This window comes from Umezawaea sp. NPDC059074 (assembly GCF_042738955.1).
Taxonomy (GTDB): Bacteria; Actinomycetota; Actinomycetes; order Mycobacteriales; family Pseudonocardiaceae; genus Umezawaea.
Genome location: NZ_JBHYHC010000023.1, coordinates 37,212 through 57,184 on the forward strand (window position 1 = coordinate 37,212; position 19,973 = coordinate 57,184).

The 19,973-nt window shown below is 71.2% G+C and carries 19 protein-coding genes; 8 read left to right on the forward strand and 11 right to left on the reverse strand.

Going from position 1 to position 19,973, the window contains the following annotated elements; all coding sequences use genetic code 11:
* Both ACFWW9_RS13450 and ACFWW9_RS13455 read left to right on the forward strand, forming a co-directional pair.
* Positions 1-720: a ferredoxin reductase gene (locus ACFWW9_RS13450; RefSeq protein WP_390375835.1), complete on the forward strand. Its 720-nt coding sequence runs from the start codon at positions 1-3 to the stop codon at positions 718-720.
* Between the two features lie 2 nt (positions 721-722).
* Positions 723-986, forward strand: a complete 264-nt coding sequence (locus tag ACFWW9_RS13455; RefSeq protein WP_390375838.1) for a DUF6510 family protein — start codon at positions 723-725, stop codon at positions 984-986.
* Positions 987-1,006: 20 nt separating this feature from the next.
* Here the strand turns inward: ACFWW9_RS13455 and ACFWW9_RS13460 are convergent, their stop codons facing one another.
* The 3 genes from ACFWW9_RS13460 to ACFWW9_RS13470 all read right to left on the reverse strand — a co-directional run bounded on the left by ACFWW9_RS13460 (position 1,007) and on the right by ACFWW9_RS13470 (position 6,300).
* Positions 1,007-1,882: a hypothetical protein gene (locus tag ACFWW9_RS13460; RefSeq protein WP_390375841.1), complete on the reverse strand. Its 876-nt coding sequence runs from the start codon at positions 1,880-1,882 to the stop codon at positions 1,007-1,009.
* An 828-nt stretch (positions 1,883-2,710) separates the two neighbouring features.
* Positions 2,711-4,570: an ABC transporter ATP-binding protein gene (locus ACFWW9_RS13465; RefSeq protein ID WP_390375844.1), complete on the reverse strand. Its 1,860-nt coding sequence runs from the start codon at positions 4,568-4,570 to the stop codon at positions 2,711-2,713.
* Positions 4,567-6,300 carry an ABC transporter ATP-binding protein gene (locus ACFWW9_RS13470; RefSeq protein ID WP_390375986.1) on the reverse strand — a complete coding sequence of 578 codons (1,734 nt, stop codon included), beginning with the start codon at positions 6,298-6,300 and terminating at the stop codon, positions 4,567-4,569. Before ACFWW9_RS13470 ends, ACFWW9_RS13465 begins: the two co-directional genes overlap by 4 nt.
* Positions 6,301-6,389: 89 nt before the next feature.
* Between ACFWW9_RS13470 and ACFWW9_RS13475 the strand changes: the two genes are divergently transcribed.
* Entirely contained in the window at positions 6,390-6,983 is a 594-nt protein-coding gene (locus ACFWW9_RS13475; RefSeq protein WP_390375847.1) for a TetR/AcrR family transcriptional regulator, read from the forward strand.
* Positions 6,984-6,987: 4 nt separating this feature from the next.
* Positions 6,988-8,073: a M20 family metallopeptidase gene (locus tag ACFWW9_RS13480; protein ID WP_390375850.1), complete on the forward strand. Its 1,086-nt coding sequence runs from the start codon at positions 6,988-6,990 to the stop codon at positions 8,071-8,073.
* A gap of 31 nt (positions 8,074-8,104) precedes the next feature.
* Here the strand turns inward: ACFWW9_RS13480 and ACFWW9_RS13485 are convergent, their stop codons facing one another.
* The 8 genes from ACFWW9_RS13485 to ACFWW9_RS13520 form a co-directional block, all read right to left on the reverse strand.
* The gene (locus ACFWW9_RS13485) at positions 8,105-9,148 is read right to left on the reverse strand and encodes a YbhN family protein (protein ID WP_390375853.1); all 1,044 of its coding nucleotides are present in this window, start codon (positions 9,146-9,148) and stop codon (positions 8,105-8,107) included.
* 109 nt (positions 9,149-9,257) lie between these two features.
* Positions 9,258-10,067 (reverse strand): amidohydrolase family protein, encoded by an 810-nt coding sequence (locus tag ACFWW9_RS13490; protein WP_390375856.1) that lies wholly within the window; start codon positions 10,065-10,067, stop codon positions 9,258-9,260.
* Positions 10,067-11,173: an isocitrate/isopropylmalate dehydrogenase family protein gene (locus tag ACFWW9_RS13495; protein ID WP_390375859.1), complete on the reverse strand. Its 1,107-nt coding sequence runs from the start codon at positions 11,171-11,173 to the stop codon at positions 10,067-10,069. The genes ACFWW9_RS13490 and ACFWW9_RS13495 overlap by 1 nt, the downstream gene beginning before the upstream one ends.
* A 5-nt stretch (positions 11,174-11,178) precedes the next feature.
* Entirely contained in the window at positions 11,179-12,366 is a 1,188-nt protein-coding gene (locus ACFWW9_RS13500; protein ID WP_390375862.1) for an acyl-CoA dehydrogenase family protein, read from the reverse strand.
* Between the two features lie 11 nt (positions 12,367-12,377).
* Complete coding sequence (locus tag ACFWW9_RS13505; RefSeq protein ID WP_390375866.1) at positions 12,378-13,421, reverse strand: acyl-CoA dehydrogenase family protein; 1,044 nt, start codon at positions 13,419-13,421, stop codon at positions 12,378-12,380.
* A gap of 3 nt (positions 13,422-13,424) precedes the next feature.
* Positions 13,425-14,381 (reverse strand): peptidase, encoded by a 957-nt coding sequence (locus ACFWW9_RS13510; RefSeq protein ID WP_390375869.1) that lies wholly within the window; start codon positions 14,379-14,381, stop codon positions 13,425-13,427.
* 26 nt (positions 14,382-14,407) lie between these two features.
* Positions 14,408-15,247, reverse strand: a complete 840-nt coding sequence (locus tag ACFWW9_RS13515) for a TIGR03619 family F420-dependent LLM class oxidoreductase (RefSeq protein ID WP_390375872.1) — start codon at positions 15,245-15,247, stop codon at positions 14,408-14,410.
* Positions 15,244-16,248 carry a zinc-dependent alcohol dehydrogenase family protein gene (locus ACFWW9_RS13520; RefSeq protein ID WP_390375875.1) on the reverse strand — a complete coding sequence of 335 codons (1,005 nt, stop codon included), beginning with the start codon at positions 16,246-16,248 and terminating at the stop codon, positions 15,244-15,246. Before ACFWW9_RS13520 ends, ACFWW9_RS13515 begins: the two co-directional genes overlap by 4 nt.
* A 158-nt stretch (positions 16,249-16,406) precedes the next feature.
* Here ACFWW9_RS13520 and ACFWW9_RS13525 point away from each other — a divergent pair, with 158 nt between their 5' ends.
* The 4 genes from ACFWW9_RS13525 (at position 16,407) to ACFWW9_RS13540 (ending at position 19,880) form a co-directional block, all read left to right on the forward strand.
* Positions 16,407-17,033, forward strand: a complete 627-nt coding sequence (locus ACFWW9_RS13525) for an FMN-dependent NADH-azoreductase (protein WP_390375878.1) — start codon at positions 16,407-16,409, stop codon at positions 17,031-17,033.
* Positions 17,034-17,209: 176 nt separating this feature from the next.
* Positions 17,210-18,208, forward strand: a complete 999-nt coding sequence (locus ACFWW9_RS13530; RefSeq protein WP_390375881.1) for an AvrD family protein — start codon at positions 17,210-17,212, stop codon at positions 18,206-18,208.
* Between the two features lie 35 nt (positions 18,209-18,243).
* Positions 18,244-19,233, forward strand: coding sequence for a phosphopantetheine-binding protein (locus ACFWW9_RS13535; RefSeq protein ID WP_390375884.1), 990 nt, complete (start codon positions 18,244-18,246; stop codon positions 19,231-19,233).
* 2 nt (positions 19,234-19,235) lie between these two features.
* Positions 19,236-19,880 carry an HAD family hydrolase gene (locus tag ACFWW9_RS13540; RefSeq protein WP_390375887.1) on the forward strand — a complete coding sequence of 215 codons (645 nt, stop codon included), beginning with the start codon at positions 19,236-19,238 and terminating at the stop codon, positions 19,878-19,880.
* The last annotated feature ends 93 nt before the right edge of the window (positions 19,881-19,973 follow it).

Genomic DNA, 19,973 nt, shown 5'->3' on the forward strand with positions numbered 1-19,973 from the left:
GTGGTGCGCAGACTGGTCTGGCACGTCGGCAAGGTGGTCGACGTGCGCGACGAGACCCCCGCCGCCCGCACCCTCGTGCTGGAGGTGCCGCTGTGGCCGGGACACCTGCCGGGCCAGCACGTGGACGTCCGGCTCACCGCCGAGGACGGCTACAGCACCCAGCGCAGCTACTCGATCGCCAACGCCGAGGACGGCTCGCGCGTGGAGCTGACCGTGCAGCGGGTGGAGGACGGCGAGGTGTCGCCGTACCTGACGGAGGTCGTGGAGGTCGGCGACGAGCTGGAACTGCGCGGCCCGGTCGGCGGCTGGTTCGTGTGGCGCCCGGAGAGCACCGCACCGGTCCTGCTGGTCGCGGGCGGCTCGGGCATCGTCCCGTTGATGGCGATGATCCGCGCCCGCCGCACCCCGGTCCCGTTCCGCCTGCTGTACTCGTTGCGCGGCCCCGACGACCGCTTCTACGCGGACGAGCTGCGCCGCCCGACCCCTGGCCTCGACATCACGTACCTGTACACCCGGTCCATTCCGGACGGCTTTCCCCGCCCACCGGGCCGCCTGGGCGTGGCCGATCTGAACACAGCGGGCTGGCCCGCCGACTTCACCCCGGACTGCTTCCTGTGCGGCCCCACCGGTTTCGTCGAAACCGCCGCCGACATCCTGCAAGCACTGGGCCACGACCCCAAGCGCATCAAAACCGAACGCTTCGGCCCCAGCGGAGGCTGACCATGACCCACCACCTCGACGGCAACGCCCTGGCGGGCCCGTTGCGCGAACTGTTCGCCGTGGACCTCACCACAGCCACCGCGACCTGCGCCGGCTGCACCCGCACAACCACCGTGGCAACCCTCCACGTCTACGGCCAGGCCCCAGGCCTGGTAGCCCGCTGCCCAGGCTGCGAGGAGGTCGTCCTCCGCGTGGTCCGCGGCCCGAACGCCGCCTGGCTCGACCTGCGCGGCACCGTGAGCCTGCGGGTGCCACTACCGGACTGAGACGCCCGACAACGGACGTGTCACTTCAGGTCTAGCCGCATTCCGACGTCGCGGCCTCCTTCGATGTCGCGCACCTCCAACATGGTCTCGCACAGGCCAGCGTTGTTGATCTTGCTGGTGAGCTCGTAGTCGTCGCCGTTTGCGCGGTCGAGTCCGATGGACTCGAAGTAGACATCGCGGCCGATCGGCATCACGACCGTGTGCCGGGCGAAACGGATCGTAGTCGGGAAGCACAGGACGAAGTCGTCGGCGCAATCCCCTCGGACGAGCGGAAGGCATCGTGCGGGCCAGTGGAGTTCGGCCGCCATTCCGATCGTGTCACCCCGCTTGGCGGGCTCCCGGAGGTGCGTGACCACTTCGACTCTGTTCCGACTAATCCAGGACCACGTCATGTCCGACCTCGTGCCACCTTCCTGGCCAACAGTCAGGCTGCGCACCTTGATCTTCACCTTTCGGCGGAGCCGATCGGGCCACCCTTCCCAGTTCGGCCCGTTCCAGAAGCTGAAGAAATCGAGAAGTTCGCATTCGACCACAGCCTCGCAGCTGATCGTGTGCGTCGTGTCCCCATTCGCCGAGATGACAGTGAGCTCATCCCACTCGACGACGCTCCACGCATGGTTGTAGCGTTCCCTGAGCGCGCCGCAATAATGGCGGATCAATCGTCGGTCCAGCTCAGTTCTGCGATGCCATTCGGTCCGATTGACCACCAGCACGATGAACAGCCCGAGCACACCGAGACCTGCGACGACAATGGCACCCGCCTTGATCGCAGCACTCCCCAACAACGCGCTGAGCAGCCCGGCGAACGCGAGAATTCCCAGCGCCCCCTCGATGACGCCAATCATTCCGACGTGCACCACATAGTCCTGCAACCACTCGACGAAGGCTCCGAGCATCGAAGTCGACCTGCGAGCGACAGACCTGACCCCGGACTTCGACGTGGTGGCACTGGTGATCGTCGGCCGCACCTCAGCACCTCCTCCGGCAGGCCAGACCCGCGACAACCAGAGGGTATGACGATCATCCACAAGCTCGGAGAAGTTCCCCCCAATGGCCACTGTCACCTTGCGCCGCCCCGGTGACAGCTCACCAAACCGGGCCCTGAGGCGTTATGATCGGTTGTTTGACTCCGCAGGCTTCAGAGCGGTTCACGTTCCCCTAAATGAAGGGAAACAGCTTCGAAGGATGCCCGAAAGACCTTTCGACCGCACTAATGCGGACACCGTGAGGCCATTTGCCTCATTACACCGATGACACGCACTGATACCCCACTCCACACGTTCGGAGCAGCGGGTCCGGAAATGTCGGGATGCCGCCTAGATCAGCCGACACCCCGACACCTCAGGACCGGGCAAGCCGGTTAGGCGGACACAGCAACGGTTGCGCGACTACTTCTTGCCGCCCCCGCCATCACTGCCACTTTCGCCACCGGTCAACCTGTTCACGTTGTTCCTCATTCACTCATCGCGAGCATTTCCACAGAAAGCACAGAGCTGATGGAAGTTGGTTAAACATCCAACTGACCGTGCTAAACCACCGATGTTCGCGGCGGCGCAGGAACCTTAACAGTGCACTGATCCACGGCTCTCGACAGGCGCAAGTTCCACACGAGACAAACCAACACGAACGGGTGCCGGAAACCGCACGACCTTCGTTGCGGAACGCCACCACGGCGAATGCGGCGGGGTGGGGACACGGGTGCGAGCCCGTGTCCCCGGTTCCCGTCAGGTCGTTGCCGCGAACTGGGCCGAGTACAGGCGGAAGTACGCGCCTTCCGCTGCCAGGAGTTCGTCGTGGGTGCCCTGTTCCACGATCCTGCCCGCCTCCATCACGAGGATGAGGTCGGCGTCGCGGATCGTGGAGAGGCGGTGGGCGATGACGAAGCTGGTGCGGGACGAGCGCAGGGCCGCCATCGCGTGCTGCACCAACGATTCCGTGCGGGTGTCGACGGAGCTGGTGGCCTCGTCCAGGATGAGCAGCGACGGGCTGGCCAGGAAGGCCCTCGCGATCGTCAACAGCTGCTTCTCGCCCGCGCTGACGTTCGTGCCCTCCTCGTCGATCACGGTGTCGTAGCCGTCCGGCAGGGTCCGGACGAAGCGGTCGACGAAGGTCGCCTTGGCGGCCTCCACGATCTGCTCGTCGGTCGCGTCCGGCCTGCCGTAGGCGATGTTGTCGCGGATCGTGCCGCCGAACAGCCACGTGTCCTGGAGGACCATGCCGATCTGCGACCGCAGGTCCTCGCGGCGCAGCCGGGTGATGTCCACGCCGTCCAGCGTGATCGTGCCCGCGTCCAGCTCGTAGAACCGCATGACCAGGTTGACGAGCGTGGTCTTGCCCGCGCCGGTCGGGCCGACGATCGCCACGGTCTGGCCCGGTTCGGCGACCAGCGACAGGTGCTCGATCAGCGGCTGCTCCGGGCGGTAGGAGAAGCTCACGTCGGTGAACTCGACCCGGCCGCGCCGTTCGGCGGGCAGGGACGCGTCGGCCGGGTCGGGTGACTGCTCCTCGGCGTCCAGCAGTTCGAACACGCGCTCGGCCGAGGCGACGCCGGACTGCATCAGGTTCGCCATCGACGCGACCTGGGTCAGCGGTTGGGTGAACTGGCGCGAGTACTGGAGGAACGCCTGCACCTCGCCGAGGCTCATCGTGCCGGACGTGATGCGCAGGCCGCCGACCACGGCGACGACGACGTAGCTGAGGTTGGACAGGAACATCATCGACGGCATGATCAGCCCCGAGATGAACTGCGCGCCCAGCGCCGCGCCGTACAGCTCGTCGTTGCGGAGCTTGAACTCCGCCTCGGACTCCTTCTGCCGCCCGAACACCTTCACGACCTGGTGGCCGGTGAACGACTCCTCGATGTGCGCGTTGAGCACGCCGGTGTGCTTCCACTGCGCCATGAACAGCTTCTGCGACCGCTTGCCGATCCGGGCCGTGACGAACACCGACACCGGGATCACCAACAACGCGATCACCGCCAGCAACGGGGAGATCGAGATCATCATCCCCAGCACGCCGATCACCGTCAGCAGCGACACCAAGAGCTGGCTCAACGTCTGCTGCACGGTCGAGGCGACGTTGTCGATGTCGTTGGTCGCCCGCGACAGCAGCTCGCCGCGCGGCTGGCCGTCGAAGTAGCGCAGCGGCAACCGGTGCAGCTTCGCCTCGACGTCCGCGCGCAGCGCGAACACCACGCGCTGCACCACGCCGTTGAGGAGCCTGCCCTGCGCCCAGCCGAACAGCGACGACGTCACGTACAGCGCCATCACCCACGTCAGCACGCCGCCGAGCGCGGCGAAGTCGATGCCCGCGCCCGGAATGCCGCGGGCCCGGCCGATGACGCCGTCGAAGATGATGTCCGTCGCGTGCCCGAGGATCTTCGGTCCCGCCACGGAGAAGCCGACGCTCGTCACGCCGAGCGCGACGACGGCGGCGAAGTACAGCCGTTCGGGGCGCATCCGGGCGACGAGCCGCTTCGCGGACGGGCCGAACTCCTTGGCCTTGCCGACGGGCATGCCCATGCCGGGCATCCCGCGGCCCATCGGGGACGGCTGCGGGCGGGGGGTCGTGGTCGTGGTGCTCATGCCGCCTGCTCCGGGGTCAGCTGGGACTGGACGATCTCCCGGTACGTCTGGCAGGAGTCCAGCAGGTCGTGGTGGGTGCCCGCGCCGACGACGGTGCCCTCGTCCAGCACGATGATCTGGTCGGCGTCCAGGACGGTGGTCACGCGCTGCGCCACCACGAGCACGGCCGAGCGCTGGGTGTGCGGGCGCAGGGCCGCGCGCAGCCGGGCGTCCGTGGCGAGGTCGAGCGCGGAGAACGAGTCGTCGAACAGGTAGATCTCCGGTCGGCGGACCAAGGCCCGCGCGATGCAGAGCCGCTGCCGCTGGCCGCCGGACACGTTCGTGCCGCCCTGGGCGATCGGCGCGTCCAGCCCGCCGGGCATGGCCTCGACGAACTCGCGGGCCTGCGCGATCTCCAGCGCCGCCCACAGGTCGGCGTCCGTGGCGTCCGGGTCGCCGTAGCGCAGGTTGCTCGCCACGGTGCCGGTGAACAGGTACGGCCGCTGCGGCACCAGGCCGATCTTGCTCCACAGCACGTCCGGGTCCAGGTCGCGCACGTCCACGCCGTCCACCAGCACGCTGCCGTCGGTGGCGTCGATCAGCCGGGGGATGAGCGAGACCAGCGTGGTCTTGCCGGTGCCGGTGCTGCCGACGATCGCGGTGGTCTTGCCCATCTCCACCGTGAACGACACGTCGTGCAGCACGGGCTCGGCCGCGCCGGGGTAGCGGAACCCGGCGCCCCGGAACTCGAGCTCGGCCCGCTTGGGCAGCTCGCGCACCGGGGCCGTGGGCGGGACGACCGACGAGTCGGTGTCCAGCACCTCGTTGATCCGCTCGGCGCACACCGACGCGCGCGGGATCAGGGTCGCGATGAAGGTCGCCATCATCACCGACATCAGGATCTGCATGAGGTAGTTGAGGAACGCGGTCATCGAACCGATCCGCATCTCCCCCGCGTCCACTTGGTGCGCGCCGAACCACAGGACGGCGACGCTGGAGGCGTTGAGGATCAGGATGACGGTCGGGAAGATCAACGCCTGGAGCCTGCCGACGCGCAGCGCGGTGTCGGTCAGCGTCGTGTTGGCCTCGGCGAACCGGCGGCTCTCGGCGGGCTCGCGGACGAACGCGCGCACCACGCGGATGCCGGACAGCTGCTCGCGCAGCACGCGGTTGACGTTGTCGATCCGGCCCTGCATGAGCCGGAACTGCGGCACCATCCGCGACACGATCGCGCCGATCGCCAGCAGCAGCGCGGGCACGCAGACCACGAGCAGCCACGACAGGCCGACGTCCTCGTTCAGCGCCATCACGATGCCCGCGACGCACATGATCGGGGCGGTGACGAGCATCGTGCACATCAGCACCACGAGGAGCTGCACCTGCTGCACGTCGTTGGTGGTGCGGGTGATCAGCGACGGCGGCCCGAACCCGGCGACCTCGCGGGCGGAGAACTCGCCGACCCGGTGGAAGATCGCGGACCGGACGTCCCGGCCGAACGCCATGGCGCTGCGGGACGCGAAGTACACCGCCGCGCCCGAGCAGGCGACCTGGAGCAGCGTGACGGCCAGCATCCACCCCCCGGTGGAGATGATGTAACCGCTGTCGCCCTTGGCCACGCCGAAGTCGATGATGTCGGCGTTGAGGCTGGGCAGGTAGAGGGACGCGATCGTGCCGACGAGCTGGAGCACGAGCACGACCGACAGTTCGCGCCGATAAGGGCGCAGGTAGGTGACCATCAGGCGGTAGAGCAACGACGCCCCCACAGAAGAAACTTGCCGTATCTAATAAGCCGATAACGTAGGCTACCCCTCGAAGATACGCAACGTACTTAAGGGGCAGGGTGCCGGAACCGAAGTCGCGCCGCCGGGGAGCGCTGCTGGAGCAGGCCATCCTCGACGCCGCGTGGGCCGAACTGCGAGATGTCGGCTATGCCCGTTTCACCATCGAAGCGGTCGCGAACCGGGCCGGTACCAGTAAACCCGTCATCTACCGGCGGTGGGCGGGCAGGGCCGAACTCGTGTTCGCGGCGTGGGGGAACCAGGCCCCGGTCCAGCACTTCCTGCCCGACAGCGGCACGCTCCGCGGCGACCTGCTCGCCCTGTTCGAGAAGATCTCGCGCCGCGCCGGGATGATGATGAACGAGGTCATCGCGGGCGTCATGAGCGAGGCCTTCCAGCACCCGGAACTCGCCGCGCTGCTGCGCGACCGGCTGACCAACGCGCCGATCGGCGACGTCGTGCGCCGCATCGTCCAACGCGGGGTCGACCGCGGCGAGATCCCGCCCGTGGAGCTGAGCCAGCGGGTGGCCCGCCTGCCGTTCGACCTGATCCGCAACGACCTGACGCTGTGCGGCAAGTCCCTGCCCGGCGACGCCATCGCCGAACTCGTCGACGAGGTGTACCTGCCGCTGCTGCGGGGTCTCGCCGCAGACTGAGGGCATGGACTTCCTGCCGCTCGCCGAAGACCTGCTCGCCGTGCGCTCGACCGCGGACCGGCCCGACGACCTCCTCCGCGCGCTGGACCTCGTGCTGGAGGAGGTCGGCCCCGGTTTCACCGTGGAGCGCTTCGAGTCACGGGGCAAACCGAGCGCCCTGGTCTACGTCGGCCCGCGACGACCACACTTCCGGGTGATCCTGAACGGCCACCTCGACGTCGTGCCCGGCACGCCGGACCAGTTCCTCCCCCGCCGCGACGGCGACCGGCTGATCGCCCGCGGCGCGCAGGACATGAAGCTCTCCGCCCTCGTGCAGGCGCAGGTGTTCCGCGCGCTGGCCCCCACGTCCCCGGTCCCGCTCGCGCTGCAACTGGTCACCGACGAGGAGGTCGGCGGCCGCGACGGCACCGCGCACCAGGTGGCGGAGGGCGTGACCGGCGACTTCGTGGTGATCGGCGAGCACAGCGGCCTGCGCGTCGTGACCGAGTCCAAGGGCCTGGTCGGCGTCCGGCTCGACGCCACCGGCCGTGCCGCGCACAGCGCGTACCAGTGGCTCGGCGACAACGCGCTGCACACGCTGACGCGCGCGGTCGACGCCGTCCTGACGGCCTACCCGGTCGCGACCGCCGAGGCGTGGCGCACGACGGTCACCCTCGCCAGGATCACCACCACGAACCAGGCGCTCAACCAGGTCCCGTCCGACGCCACCGCGTGGCTCGACGTCCGCTTCCCGGCGGAGGACACCGACTTCACCGGCCGGACGGCCGACCAGGTGGCCGCCCACTTCACCGCCCTGTGCCCACCGGGCGTGACGGCGACCGTGAACTCCGTGGAACCACCACATCGCGTCGTATCGGACCATTCGGACGTTCTGGCACTGCAACGGGCGGCGCGCGAACAGGGGTACACGGGCGAGTTGCTGCGCAAGCACGGCGCGGCGGACTCGCGGTTCTACTTCCAGCGGGGCGTGGACGCGGTGATCTTCGGCGTCGGCGGCGACGGACAGCACGGCCCCGACGAGTACGCCGACCTGACCACTGTGGAGCCGTACCGCCGAGCCCTAACGGCGTTCCTGACCTCGCTCACCTGAGCATCCGCTCGCCGATGGCGTCCGTGGACGATCACGGGGACGCCTCGACCGGAACGGCGGTCTTGACCTTCAGCGCGGGCCGGACGCCGTGCTGCACGGCGCACACCGCCCAGCCCGCCGCGACCACGCCGACCAAGCTGATCAGCCGGTACAGCACGACCACGGGCAGTGCCTGCGCGGCGGGGACACCGCCCGCGACGAACGTGAGCACGAGGGCGGCGTCGACCACGCCGATGCCGCCGGGCAGGGGCGACAGGCCCGAGGTGGTCATGCCCGCCGTGTAGGCGACGAGCAGCAGCGGGAGGGTCACGTGGACGCCGAGCGCGGTGGCGCACGCGGCGAGGCAGGCGACGTCGAGCGCCCAGTTCAGCAGCGCCAGGCCGGTGGCCGCGCTCCAGTCCCGGCCACGGGGGCGCACCGCGCCGAGTTGCGCGACCAGGTCGTCCCACGCGGTGAGGCCGGTGTCGGCCGGGCGGCGGCGCAGCCGGTTCACCCGGCGCACGGCCCACCGACCCGCCACCACGAGGGCCTGCGGGTGGCGGACGAGTTCACGGGCGATCAGGCCCGCCGTCAGCAGGCCGAAGACCTCCAGTGCCACCTGCGTCCACCCGGCACCGCCCCCGACCAGCAGCGACGCGGAGAGGCCGATGATCACCAGCGACGCCGTCGAGACCAGTCCACCCGCCACGAGGCACCAGGTGGCGACCGCGCCGCCCGCGCCCCGGCCGCGCATCCAGCGGTAGTTGTAGGCCGTGGAGAACGCGGGCCCACCGGGCAGCGTGGCGTGCAGCGAGTTCGCGACCAGCGCCGCGGCGACCGAGTCGCGGACGGTCGCGTGGACGCCCGCCGCGCGCAGCAGCCTGCGCCGGGTGAGGGCGAACATGACCATGGACGCGGCGACCGCCAGCACGGCGAGGGCCACCCACGTCGTGTCGGCGTTGGCGAGCGAGGTCGCGGCGGTGTCCAGCGCGGGCGCGACGAGGACCGCCTCGACCACCAGCAGGACCACCACGGCGACCCCGCCGAGCAGCCGGACGCGGCTCGCGCTCCTCGGGCGGTCCATCACCTCGGTCATGCCCCGAGCGTTCCACCCGGACATGTGGCCTCCCTGTGCGAATCCCCGCGCGATCTTCCCGCCCCCGGAGGAAACCCTTGCACACCACCAGGAGTCCGGCGAGCGACGTTCAGGAAATCCACAGGTTCCAGCCGAGCGCGTCCAGCACCGCCCCGCCGGTGATCCGGCCGAGGCTCCGGTCGTCCAGGTGCGGCAACGCCTCGGCGAGGTAGGTCAGACCGTCCACGTAGGAGCACGGCAGCCGCGTCCGGTCGCTGCCCCAGAACACCCGGTCCGGGCCGAACGCGTCGACCACGAGCCGGAGGGCGACGTGCAGGTCGCGGAACGGGTACGGCTCGCGCGAGTGGCACGGCAGCGCCGACGCCTTGACCGACGCGTTCGGGAACGCGGCCAGCGCCAGCAGGTCGGGCAGGTCGTCGAACACCTCCGGCGCGGACTCCCCCACCGGCAGGGCCAGGTGGTCGACGACCAGCCGCAGATCGGGGTGTTCACGAGCGACGGGCACGAGGGACCGGCCGGGCGCGTAGACCATCACCGGCAGGTCCGCCGCCTCCACCGCCGCCCAGAACCACGCCAGCTCGCCCCGGTCGAACGCGCCGAGCCACGGTTCGCGGTGCAGCGTGACGCGCACGCCCAGCATCCCGCCCTCCCGCCACGACGGCAGCAGCCGGGCCGACGCGGGGTCGGGCAGCGGGATCCGGCCCATCACGGCGAACCGGTCCGGGTGCAGGCGGGCGGCGGCGAGCACGACGTCGTTGCGGTCGCCCTCCCACGACGGCGGGACGAGCACCGCCCGGTCCACCCCGGCCGAGTCGAGCGCGGCCAGGGTGTCCGCGACCGTGGGCGGCACGGCGAGGTGCGCGGGTCCACGCGCCGGGTCGTGCGCGGACCACAGGTGGACCTGGGCGTCGACCAGCATCACAGCTCTCCGACGACCGCGGCCGTCACGGCGGAACTCGAGGCCGCCGCCGAGGCGCCCACCAGGTCGTACGTCAGCGTCTCCCCCTTCGCCACGACGACCCGGACGGCCTCGTGGACCCGCTCCCCCGCCGCCGTCAGTGCCTCGTCGCCGTGCCGCGACCCCAGCCACTTCAGCATCTCCGCGCCCGCCAGGATCGCCGCGAGCGGGTTCACCCGGTCCCGCCCCACGTGCTTGGGCGCGGACCCGTGGATGGGCTCGAACATGCCGTGCCCGTCGCCGATGTTGCACCCGACGGCCATGCCCAGCCCGCCCTGCAACGCGGCGGCCAGCTCGGTGACGATGTCGCCGAACATGTTGGGCGCGACCACGACGTCGTAGTGCTCCGGCCCGCGCACCAGCCACTGCGTGAACGCGTCCACGAGCTGCACCTCGCGCTCCACCTGGGGGAACTCGGCCCCCACCTCGTGGAACACGGTGGCGAACAGCCTGCACCCCTGGAGGATGTTGTCCTTCACCACGCACGTCACCCGGCTCGTCCTGCCGGGCCGTGCGCGCTCGACGGCCGCCTCGAACGCGCGCCGGACGATCCGCTCGGACGCAGTCCGGGTGATCACGCGGGTGTCGATCGCGACCCCGGCGGTGGCCATCGTGCCGCCGACGCCGGAGTACAGGTCCTCGGTGTTCTCCCGGAAGAACACCATGTCGACGTCCTCGGGCTCCCACACCTGCCGGTGCCGCCCGGAGATCAGGTGCCGCACGCCCGGCAGGAGCTTCACCGGCCGGACGTTGGCGTACAGGTCGAGCGCGCGGCGGTTGCCGACGATCGCCGACCAGCCCGCCATCCGCCCGTCCGGCCGCAGCGCCGTGCCGCCGGTCTCCGTGGGCCACCCGATCGCGCCGAGCAGGATCGCGTCGGCCGCGGCGCAGCGCTCCTCGGACCCCGCGGGCCAGTCGCGGCCGTGCTCCAGGAAGTACTGGGCGCCGCCGGGGATCTCGTCGAACTCCAGCCGGGAGCCCGCCACGGCCTCCAGCACACGCCGGGCGTGCCCGACGACCTCGACGCCGATCCCGTCCCCCGGCAGCAGGGCGATCCGGTAGGTCACGGCGCTCACCACCCGGCCGGGTCGAGGTCGAGGCCGGTGCCCGCGAGCCGGTCGGCGTCGTCGTAGACCGCGGGCAGCCCGAGCCCCGTGGCGACCAGCTCGCGCAGCCGGTTCGAGGCGAAGCCGCCGATCACGTTCATCGGCGCGTCGCGGTAGAGCCGTTCCACCGGGTGGCCGGGTGTGAGCCCCCACGAGCCGAGCACCTGCACGGCCCGTTCGGTGGTCCGCACGGCCATCTCGGTGGCGTACGGCTTGAGCATCCCCACGAGGTCCTGCACCAGCCTGCCCTCGGTGCGGTGCCACGAGCACCGGTAGGCCAGCAGCCGGGCCGCGTCGATCTCGGCCCGCATCGACGCCAGCGCGGCCTGCACCGCCTGCATCCGGCCCAGCGGGGCGCCGAACGCGAGCTGCGCGCGGGCGTGGTCGAGCGCGGCCGTGAACGCCGACTCGGCGATGCCGATGGCCGCGATGGAGATGAACAGCCACCCCCACGCCATGCCCTCGGGGAACTCCGGCAGGTGGACCGGCACCACGTCCCGCGCGTCGACCTCCACGTCGTCGAACACCAGCCCGCCCCACGGCATCGCGCGCAGCCCCAGGTGCGGCATGGCGTACGTGCGCACGCCCGGCCGCCGCAGGTCCACGAACGCGTAGCACCAGCCGGACTCGTGGCCCTCCAGGCGGGAGAACACGACGGCCAGGTCCGCGGTGGTGGCGTTGGTGATGCGGGCCTTCTCGCCGCTGATCAGGTAGCGTCCGCCGTCCCGGCGGACGGTCGTGGTGTACGTGCCCGCGTCGCTGCCGGACGTCCGCTCCACGACCGGGAAGCACGCCAGCCGCTCCCCGCTCAGCAGCGGGTCGGTGAGCCCGCGGTGCTCCACCGGGTCGCCGTAGGTCTGGATCAGCTTCACGCACACGAGCGCCGACATGGTCGCCGACCAGAACGTGCTCGGGCACGCCCTGGCCAGCGCCTCCATCGCCCTCGCCTGCGTCACGCCGTCGAGCCCGAGCCCGCCGACCTCCACCGGGTGGAACACGCGCAGGTAGCCGCTGTCCACGACGTCGCGCCAGTTCTCCTCGGGCAGCGCGCCCGCCGCGTCGGCGGCGTCCGCCCGTGCCGCGATCCCCTTGGTGAAGCGGCGTTCCAGGTCCGCGACGAACAGGTCGTCCGCCGCGCTGGTCGAGTAGTCCATGCGTCGTCCCCTCAGCCGCCGAGTGCCAGCAGCGATTCGGCGATGACCGACCGCAGCACCTCGCGGTCCGCGGCGGTCAGCGCGGTGCTGTCCCGGTGGGCCCTGGCCACGGCGTGGTCGGCCGGGTGGAGTTCCGCCGCGAGCCGGGCGGCCTTCGGCACGGCGTCGGCGAGGAACAGCGCGGCCAGCGCGGGGTTCCGCCGGGACCCGCCCGGATCCGCTGCCGCCCGGTACAGCAGGTCTGCCGCCAGTTCCGCGCTGGCGCGCACGTCGACCACGGCCAGCCGCACGGACTGCGACCAGGCGAGATCGGTCTCGGTGACCCGCGCGGCCAGCGCGCGCAGCAACCCGAGCCACGGCGCGAGCAGGCACGTGCGGTCCAGCGCGGCCAGTAGCGGCACCAGGTCCGTGCTCGCCCGGCCGGGGACGCCGAGCACCGCGTCGTCGCCGACCTCGCAGTCGGTGAGCACGAGGTCGCCGACCGGGCGGGTGCGCAGCGCCACCGGATCGCGCTCGGCGAGCACGTCCAGTCCCGGCAGGTCGCGGTCCAGCAGGAACGCCGTGCGCTCCCCGTCCGCGGTCGTGGCCGTGACCAGGAAGTGGTCGGCGACCGGACCGTTGACCACGCCCGTCCGGGTGCCGTCGAGCCGCCAGGACCGTCCGTCGTGGACGGCGGTCACGGACGAGGGCGCACCATCCACTTCGGACCGTGATATCGCCGCGACCTGGTGCCCCTTGGCCAGAGCGGGTAGGACCTGGCGCTGCCGCGGGGTGCCGAACCTCTCGATCGGCACCCCGCACAGCACGCCGTGCGCCCCGACGGCGAGCGCCAGTCCGACGTCACCCGCCTCGCCGAGGCCCTCCAGCAGCGCGACCGCCTCCAGGGGCGCTGCCCCCACCCCGAGCGCGCCGAGGTCGCCCAGTTCGGCGAACAGGGCCGGGTCCCAGGCCGCGCGGTGGTCGCGCCACTCCAGGCTCGGCCGGGCCAGGGTGCGGCCCGCGTGCAGGCCGAGGTCGCGCAGGGCGGCGAACCCGCCGTCGACGGTGAACTCCACGGGTCAGACCGCGACCGGCACGCAGCGCTCGACCGACAGGTCGCTGATGTACTTGGCCTCGATGCCGGACTTCTCCAGGAACTCCAGGCAGAGCGCGACCCGCTGGACGCGCTGGCGGATCGTGTTCTCGTTCACCGGGTCGTGCGGGTGGGACTGGGCGCTGGCGCCGATCTTGAGCATCATCGGCGAGCAGATCTGCACCAGTTCCGGCACCTCGTAGAACCGGATGAAGCCGCCCTTGCTGCCGTAGACGTCGGTCGGCACGTCCATGGTCAGCTCCGGCGCGGTCCTGCGCATGTCCTGGAGCACGGCGAGGCCGAGGTCGTGCATGGTGGTGACGCTGTTGGTGCCGTTCTCCTGGTACACCTTGGCGGTCATCGGGTTCGACACGATGCAGTGCGACGACGACTTGATCATCAGGTCGGTGGGCAGCACCCCGGCCGCGCGCATCTCGGACAGCATCCGGATCACGCCGAGGTCGTAGGCGATGAGGCCGCGACAGCCCATCTCGGTCAGCCGCAGCGCCTCCTCGGCGGACTGGGCGAGCGCGTCGTTGTTGTTGATGCGACGCCCCTGCGAGGCCCCGAAGCCGCCGCGGTAGAACGCCGCCTTGCGGTCGTACTCCGGGCGCGGGCCGAGCGCGAACACCATGCCCGCGCCGCTCTCCCGGCACAGCGCCAGCATGTCGGACACCTCGCCGTCCGACAGCAGGAACGCGCCCAGGGTCTCGTTGAAGCGGGTCACCGGCAGGCCCTCGGCCTTGAGCAGGCCCAGCGTCGCCTCCAGCACCTTGAAGCTGTTGACGACCGGGATCTCGACGCCGTAGTGGCCGCCATCGGTGAACTCCCGGCCGGAGGCCTTTAACTCGATCTCGTCGCTGTAGGGGAGGTCGTTGTCGCGCAACCACTGCCGGGCGCGCGACGCGCCGCGGACGATGCCGGAATCCAGGGTGGCGGTCATGTCGTTCTCCTGTGCTCGAAGGGGTTTCAGGCCGTGGCGCCCAGTCGGTCGCCCAGCCCCAGTGCGATCTCGTCGACCAGCCGGGTCGTCGCCGCGGTGTCGGCGGGACGCGGCCAGAACAGGCAGCGGTCGACGCCCGCGCGCTCGTACGCGGCGACGTCCTCGGGCACGCCGCCGAACAGCGTGACCGGGATGGGCTCGTCGGAGCCCGGTTTGCGGGCGGTGCGGCGGAACTCGGCGATGTCGTCGAGCACGCCGGGCCGCAGCATGGGGATCCACTCGTCGCCGTAGGCGACCACCCGCTCGGCGACCCTGGGACCGTTGCCCGCCACCAGGATCGGCGGGTACGGCCGCCGCACCGGCTTCGGCCACGACGTCACGTGGTCGAAGTCCACGAACCGCCCGTGGTAGGAGGCGACGTCGTTGGTCCAGATCTCCTTCATCGCCTCGACCCGCTCGCGCATCACCGCCCACCGGTCGGCGGGCCGCACGCCGTGGTTGCGGAGTTCCTGGTAGATCCAGCCCGGCCCGACGCCGAAGTGCATCCGGCCGTCGGACAGGACGTCCAGCGACGCCACGGCCTTCGCCGTGACGAGCGGGTCCCGTTCGGTCACCAGCGCGACGGCCGTGCCGATGGTCAGCGTGGTGGTGGCCGTCGCGGCGGCGGCCAGCGCGACGAAGCAGTCAAGGCCGTTGCGGAACTCCGCGGGCAGCCCGGCCACGTCGTAGTGCTCGGGCGTCCGCTCCGGGATGTGGGTGTGGTCGGGGTAGAACAGCGACTCGAAGCCGCGGGACTCCAGCAGCGCCGCGAACTCGGCGGGCCGGATGGACTCCCTGGTGGGGAAGGCGATGAACCCGAACTTCACGACGCCCGGCCCCCCACCGTGACCACGACCTTGCCCGCGCGCGCCCCGGACTCCAGGTACTCGTGCGCGGCGACGATTTCCGTGAGGTCGAACGTCCGGTCCACCACCGGCCGCAGCGCGCCCGACGCCAGTCCCGCGCCGATGAACCGCTCCGCCCGGCGCAGCCGCTCCGGCGACCGCGTGACCTCGAACAACGTGTACGCGCGCAGGGAGACCGCGCGCATGTCGTCGGTGCCGGGGAACGGCGTCGGCTCGCCGCTGAGCGTGCCGTGCACGACCAGCGACCCGCCGGTCGCGGTGGCCCGGTACAGGTCGCGGACACCGGGTCCGGCGACCGCGTCGAACACGAAGTCCGCGCCGCGGCCGTCGGTCTCGGCCAGCACCGCCTCGACCAGCTCCTCGCCCCCGCCGACGACCACCCGCGCGGCCCCGGCGGCCAGGACGACCCCGGTCTGCTCGCCGGACCGGACGACCGCGATCGGCAGCGCCCCAACGAGCCGGGCGAGCTGGATCGTGGCCACGCCGACGCTGCTGTTCGCCGCCGTGACCACGACGGAGTCACCGGCACGCAGACCGCCGCTGTCGACCAGCGCGCCGTAGGGCGTGAGGTACTGCATCCACGCCGCCGCGCTGGTGATCGCGTCGACCCCGGCCGCCCGGCGGACGACCGCGGCGGCGGGCACCACGACCTCCTCGCCGTACGTGCCGTAGTCGTTCTGGGAGAAAGCGGGCACGACGCTCACCCGGTGGCCGGGGGCGAACCCGGCCACGGCGGGGCCGATCGCGGACACGACACCGGCGGCCTCGTAGCCCAGCCCGCACGGGAAGGCGCGGGGCCGGTCGATGTAGCGGCCCTGGCGGAAGGCGACCTCCGCGCGGTTGAGCCCGATGGCCGTCACGCGGAGCCGGAGCTCACCCGGTCCGGGTTCGACGGTGGGCAGGTCGTCCAGTTGCAGGACTTCCGGGCCGCCGAGGCGGTGGAACCGAACTGTCAGCGGCATGACGCACACAATGCCCCTTCCCCGCGTGCGCGGGCGGCACACTACAACCTTGGATGTAGCGATTGCGCCTTAAGTGGCAGTGTTGTTGAGCGGCAACGGTTCCTCTCGTTTGATGTGGGAGACCTCGCACGAGCACCGTCCCGAAGGGCACCAGCGCCATGAGCCAACTGCTGCACGTGAACTCGTCACCGCGAGGCGGCGCGAGCCAGTCGCTCGCCATCGCCAACGCCTTCGTCGACGCCTACCGGACCCGCAAGCCGGAGTCCAAGGTGGACACCCTCTCGCTGTTCGAGGACAGCCTCCCCGAGTTCGGCACCGTGGCCGCGGGCGCGAAGATGGCCGTGTTCTCCGGCCAGGAGCAGACGCCCGAGCAGGCCGACCTGTGGGCGCAGGCCCGCGCGGTGTTCGACCGCTTCGCCGCCGCCGACGAGTACGTCTTCAACATCCCGATGTGGAACGCGGGCGTGCCGTACGTCCTCAAGCACTGGATCGACGTCGTCTCCCAGCCGGGCTGGGCGTTCGGCTTCGACCCCGCCGCGGGCTACTCCGGTCTGCTCACCGGCAAGAAGGCGCTCGTGGTGTACTCCAGCGGGGTCTACGCCCAGGGCGTGTCCGCGGCGTTCGGCGTGGACTTCCACAGCACGTTCTTCCTCGACTGGCTGCGGTTCGTCGGCATCACCGACGTCACCGAGATCCGCTTCGACGGCAACGTGATGGCCGCCGACCCGGCCGGGCTGTACGCGAAGGCCCTCGCCGAGGCGGAGGCGGCCGCCGCCGCGTTCTGATCCCCGCTCCTCCCTGCCGATCAGGCCGTTCCCCGCTCGGGGGACCGGCCTGATCGGCGTTCCGATCCCTTGGGGCGTACCACTTTCGGCCACTCCACCACCCCTAAGAGGCACGGTTCCCCGGACGGCGGCTCGACCGCCACTAGCGTCGAACTCGACTCGACGAGGGGATGCCGATGATCACGAACAACAGCGGGACGCTGGTCGCGAAGTCCGTCGACGACCACCTCGGTCCCGGAGCGACGCGCTTCTTCGGCTCCGGCTACCGCCGGGTCGACTACACCGTCACCGGCGCGGAGCTGTCCGCCGACGCCGTCCGCGCCGTCGTGGAGGTCCACCACCCGGTGGACTGGTCGAAGAAGGGCGAGGACAACGAACTCCGCCCCCACCTGTCCACCCTGGACGTGCTGATCCTCGCGGTCCGCGCGGCCGAGACCCTCACCTCCCGGACGCACGGCCTGGACGCCGCGGCGCGCAGGCGCACGTGGATCCGCCGGGTGGACATCAAGGCCCCCACCAAGCCCATCGAGGACGGTTTCGCCTCGCTGCCGTTCTCCGCCCAGCACCTCACCACCGAGTCCGCCGGTGACGGCCTGCTGGTGTCCACCCTGGACTGCCGAGTGTCGACCATGCGCGTCCGGGTCGAGCTGGTGCACGCCGCCGCAGGGGTGCGCGCCGAGGTCGACGAGGACCTCGACACCGCCTTGGGCGCGGGGTACCCCGGCCTCTACGGCGCGGGTTTCCAGCGGTGGCGGCAGTTCATCGACGAGGTGCTGACCGACGTCCGCGACGACGCCCCGGCGCGGGCCGACGCGATGGTGCTGGTCGAGCCGCCCACCGACGGGCGGCCCGACACCGGCCCGGAGTCCGCGCGCGGACCGGTCGTGTCGATGATCGACTCGTTCGTGGTCGCGTTGCAGCTGGGCCAGGTCCTGCTCTACGAGACCGACGGCCTGACCCGCGCCGAGAGCGACACCCTGTGGATGCGGAACACCACCATCACCGCGGGACCCCCGGCCGACCGGCAGGCGGGCCTGTGGTTCCCCACGACCACCGAGCTGCACGACAGCAGCCTGCTGCTCGCGCGCGGCGAGACGTGGCGCACGGCCACGATCGTCGGCGCCTGCTTCGGCGTGGTCACCCGGTGCGCCGTCGCGCACCGCATCCCGTCCTAGAACCCTGCTCCCCCAAACGAAACGGTGGCCGAACCATGCGACTGGGCATCTCCGGAACCTACTCCTCCGGCAAGACGATCACCGGGATGGCGCTGTCCCACTACACGGGCATTCCGCGCACCAAGGCGAAGACCATGCGGGAGATCCTGCCCGAGGCCGCGCCGGGCAAGACCCTCGACGAGTGCACCGCGGCCGAGCTGCTCCAGATGGTCGTGGTCCGCCACGTCGACCGCGCCGTGCACGAGAGCAGGCTGTGGGACGGCTTCATCTCCGACGGCTCCTCGTTGCAGGAGTGGATCTACGGCTCCGTGCGCGTCACGGTCGGGATCAACCCGAACGACTCCGTGCACCTGTCCGACCTGGAGTCGGTCGAGAAGACGCCCGAGCTGGCGTTCTTCGAGGACGTGATGAGCGAGCTGGGCAAGGCGATGAAGCGGCACGTCAAGGGCACGTTCGACGCGTTCGTGCACCTGCCGAACGAGCTGCCCCTGGCCGAGGACGGGCACCGGCCGGTCAACGAGCGGTTCCGGTCGATGTCCGACGAGCACCTGATGAAGACGTTGACGGAACTGGAGATCCCGTACCACATCGTAGGTGGCACGCTGCCGGAACGGCTGGCGCGCATCGCGGCGATCTTCGACCTGCCGGTCGTGCGGACCGCGGAGGAGGCCATCGCGCTGGCGCAGCGGGAGTACGACGCGATGGACGTGCGCGACGAGACCGAGCGCGCCGCCGACACCACGCTCGCGGCGGACACCGTGCCCGCGCAGGAGCGGCGGTCGCCCGAGTCCCCTGCGGAGCTGATCCGCTCGCTGCTGGTGGACAAGTACGGGATGGTGGAGAGCGACTTGGACGCCGACGCGACCTTCGAGTCCCTGGAGGTCGACTCGCTGGTGCTGATCGAGATGGCGGTCGTGCTGGAGCGCCGGTTCGCGGTGCGGGTGCCCGACAGCGAACTCGTGCCGGAGCTGACCATCAGCGAGGCCGCGGCGCTGGTGGAGTCCAAGCGCCTGGCGACGACCTGACCATGCGCACCGGAGCGTTCTTCGACGTCGACGACACGCTGATCGCGGTGCCGAGCGTCTTCCGCTTCCTGGCCCACCGGCTGCGCGACCGCCCCGGCTCCGAGTACGCCGCGGCGTACGAGCGGGTCAGGGCGGCGCGCGTCGGTGGCCGGGGGGCGGCGCTGGTCGAGTACTACCGGAACTTCGCGGGCGCGGACGTCGCCGAGGTCGCCGAGCAGGGCCGCCGCTGGTTCGCCGAGGAACTGGCGGCCGGCCCGTTCCACGAGCCGGTGCTGGCGCGGTTCCGGGCGCACCGGGCGGCGGGCGAGCTGACGGTGCTGGTGTCCGGCTCGTTCCCCGCCTGCCTGGACCCGATCGCCGAGCACGTCGGCGCGGACCTGCTGGTGTGCACGCTCCCGGAGGTCCGGGACGGCCGCTACACCGGCGCCGTGGCCACGCCGATGATCGGCGCGGCGAAGGCGGCGGCCGTGCTGGGGATCGCGGACCGGCTGGGCGTCGACCTGGCGGGCTCCAGCGCCTACGGCGACCACGCCAGCGATCTCCCGGTGCTCGACCTGGTCGGGCACCCGGTGGTCGTCGGCGACGACCCGGACCTGGTAGGACACGCCACCCGGCAGGGCTGGCCCGTGCTGGAGCGGGCCCGGTGAGACCCGCGTCCCACCCTGTTGGGCAGGTCCCCTCCGGACGGCCGCCCGGTAGGATCGGGGGACGGCGTGGACGTCCGTCCGCGCCGTTTCCGG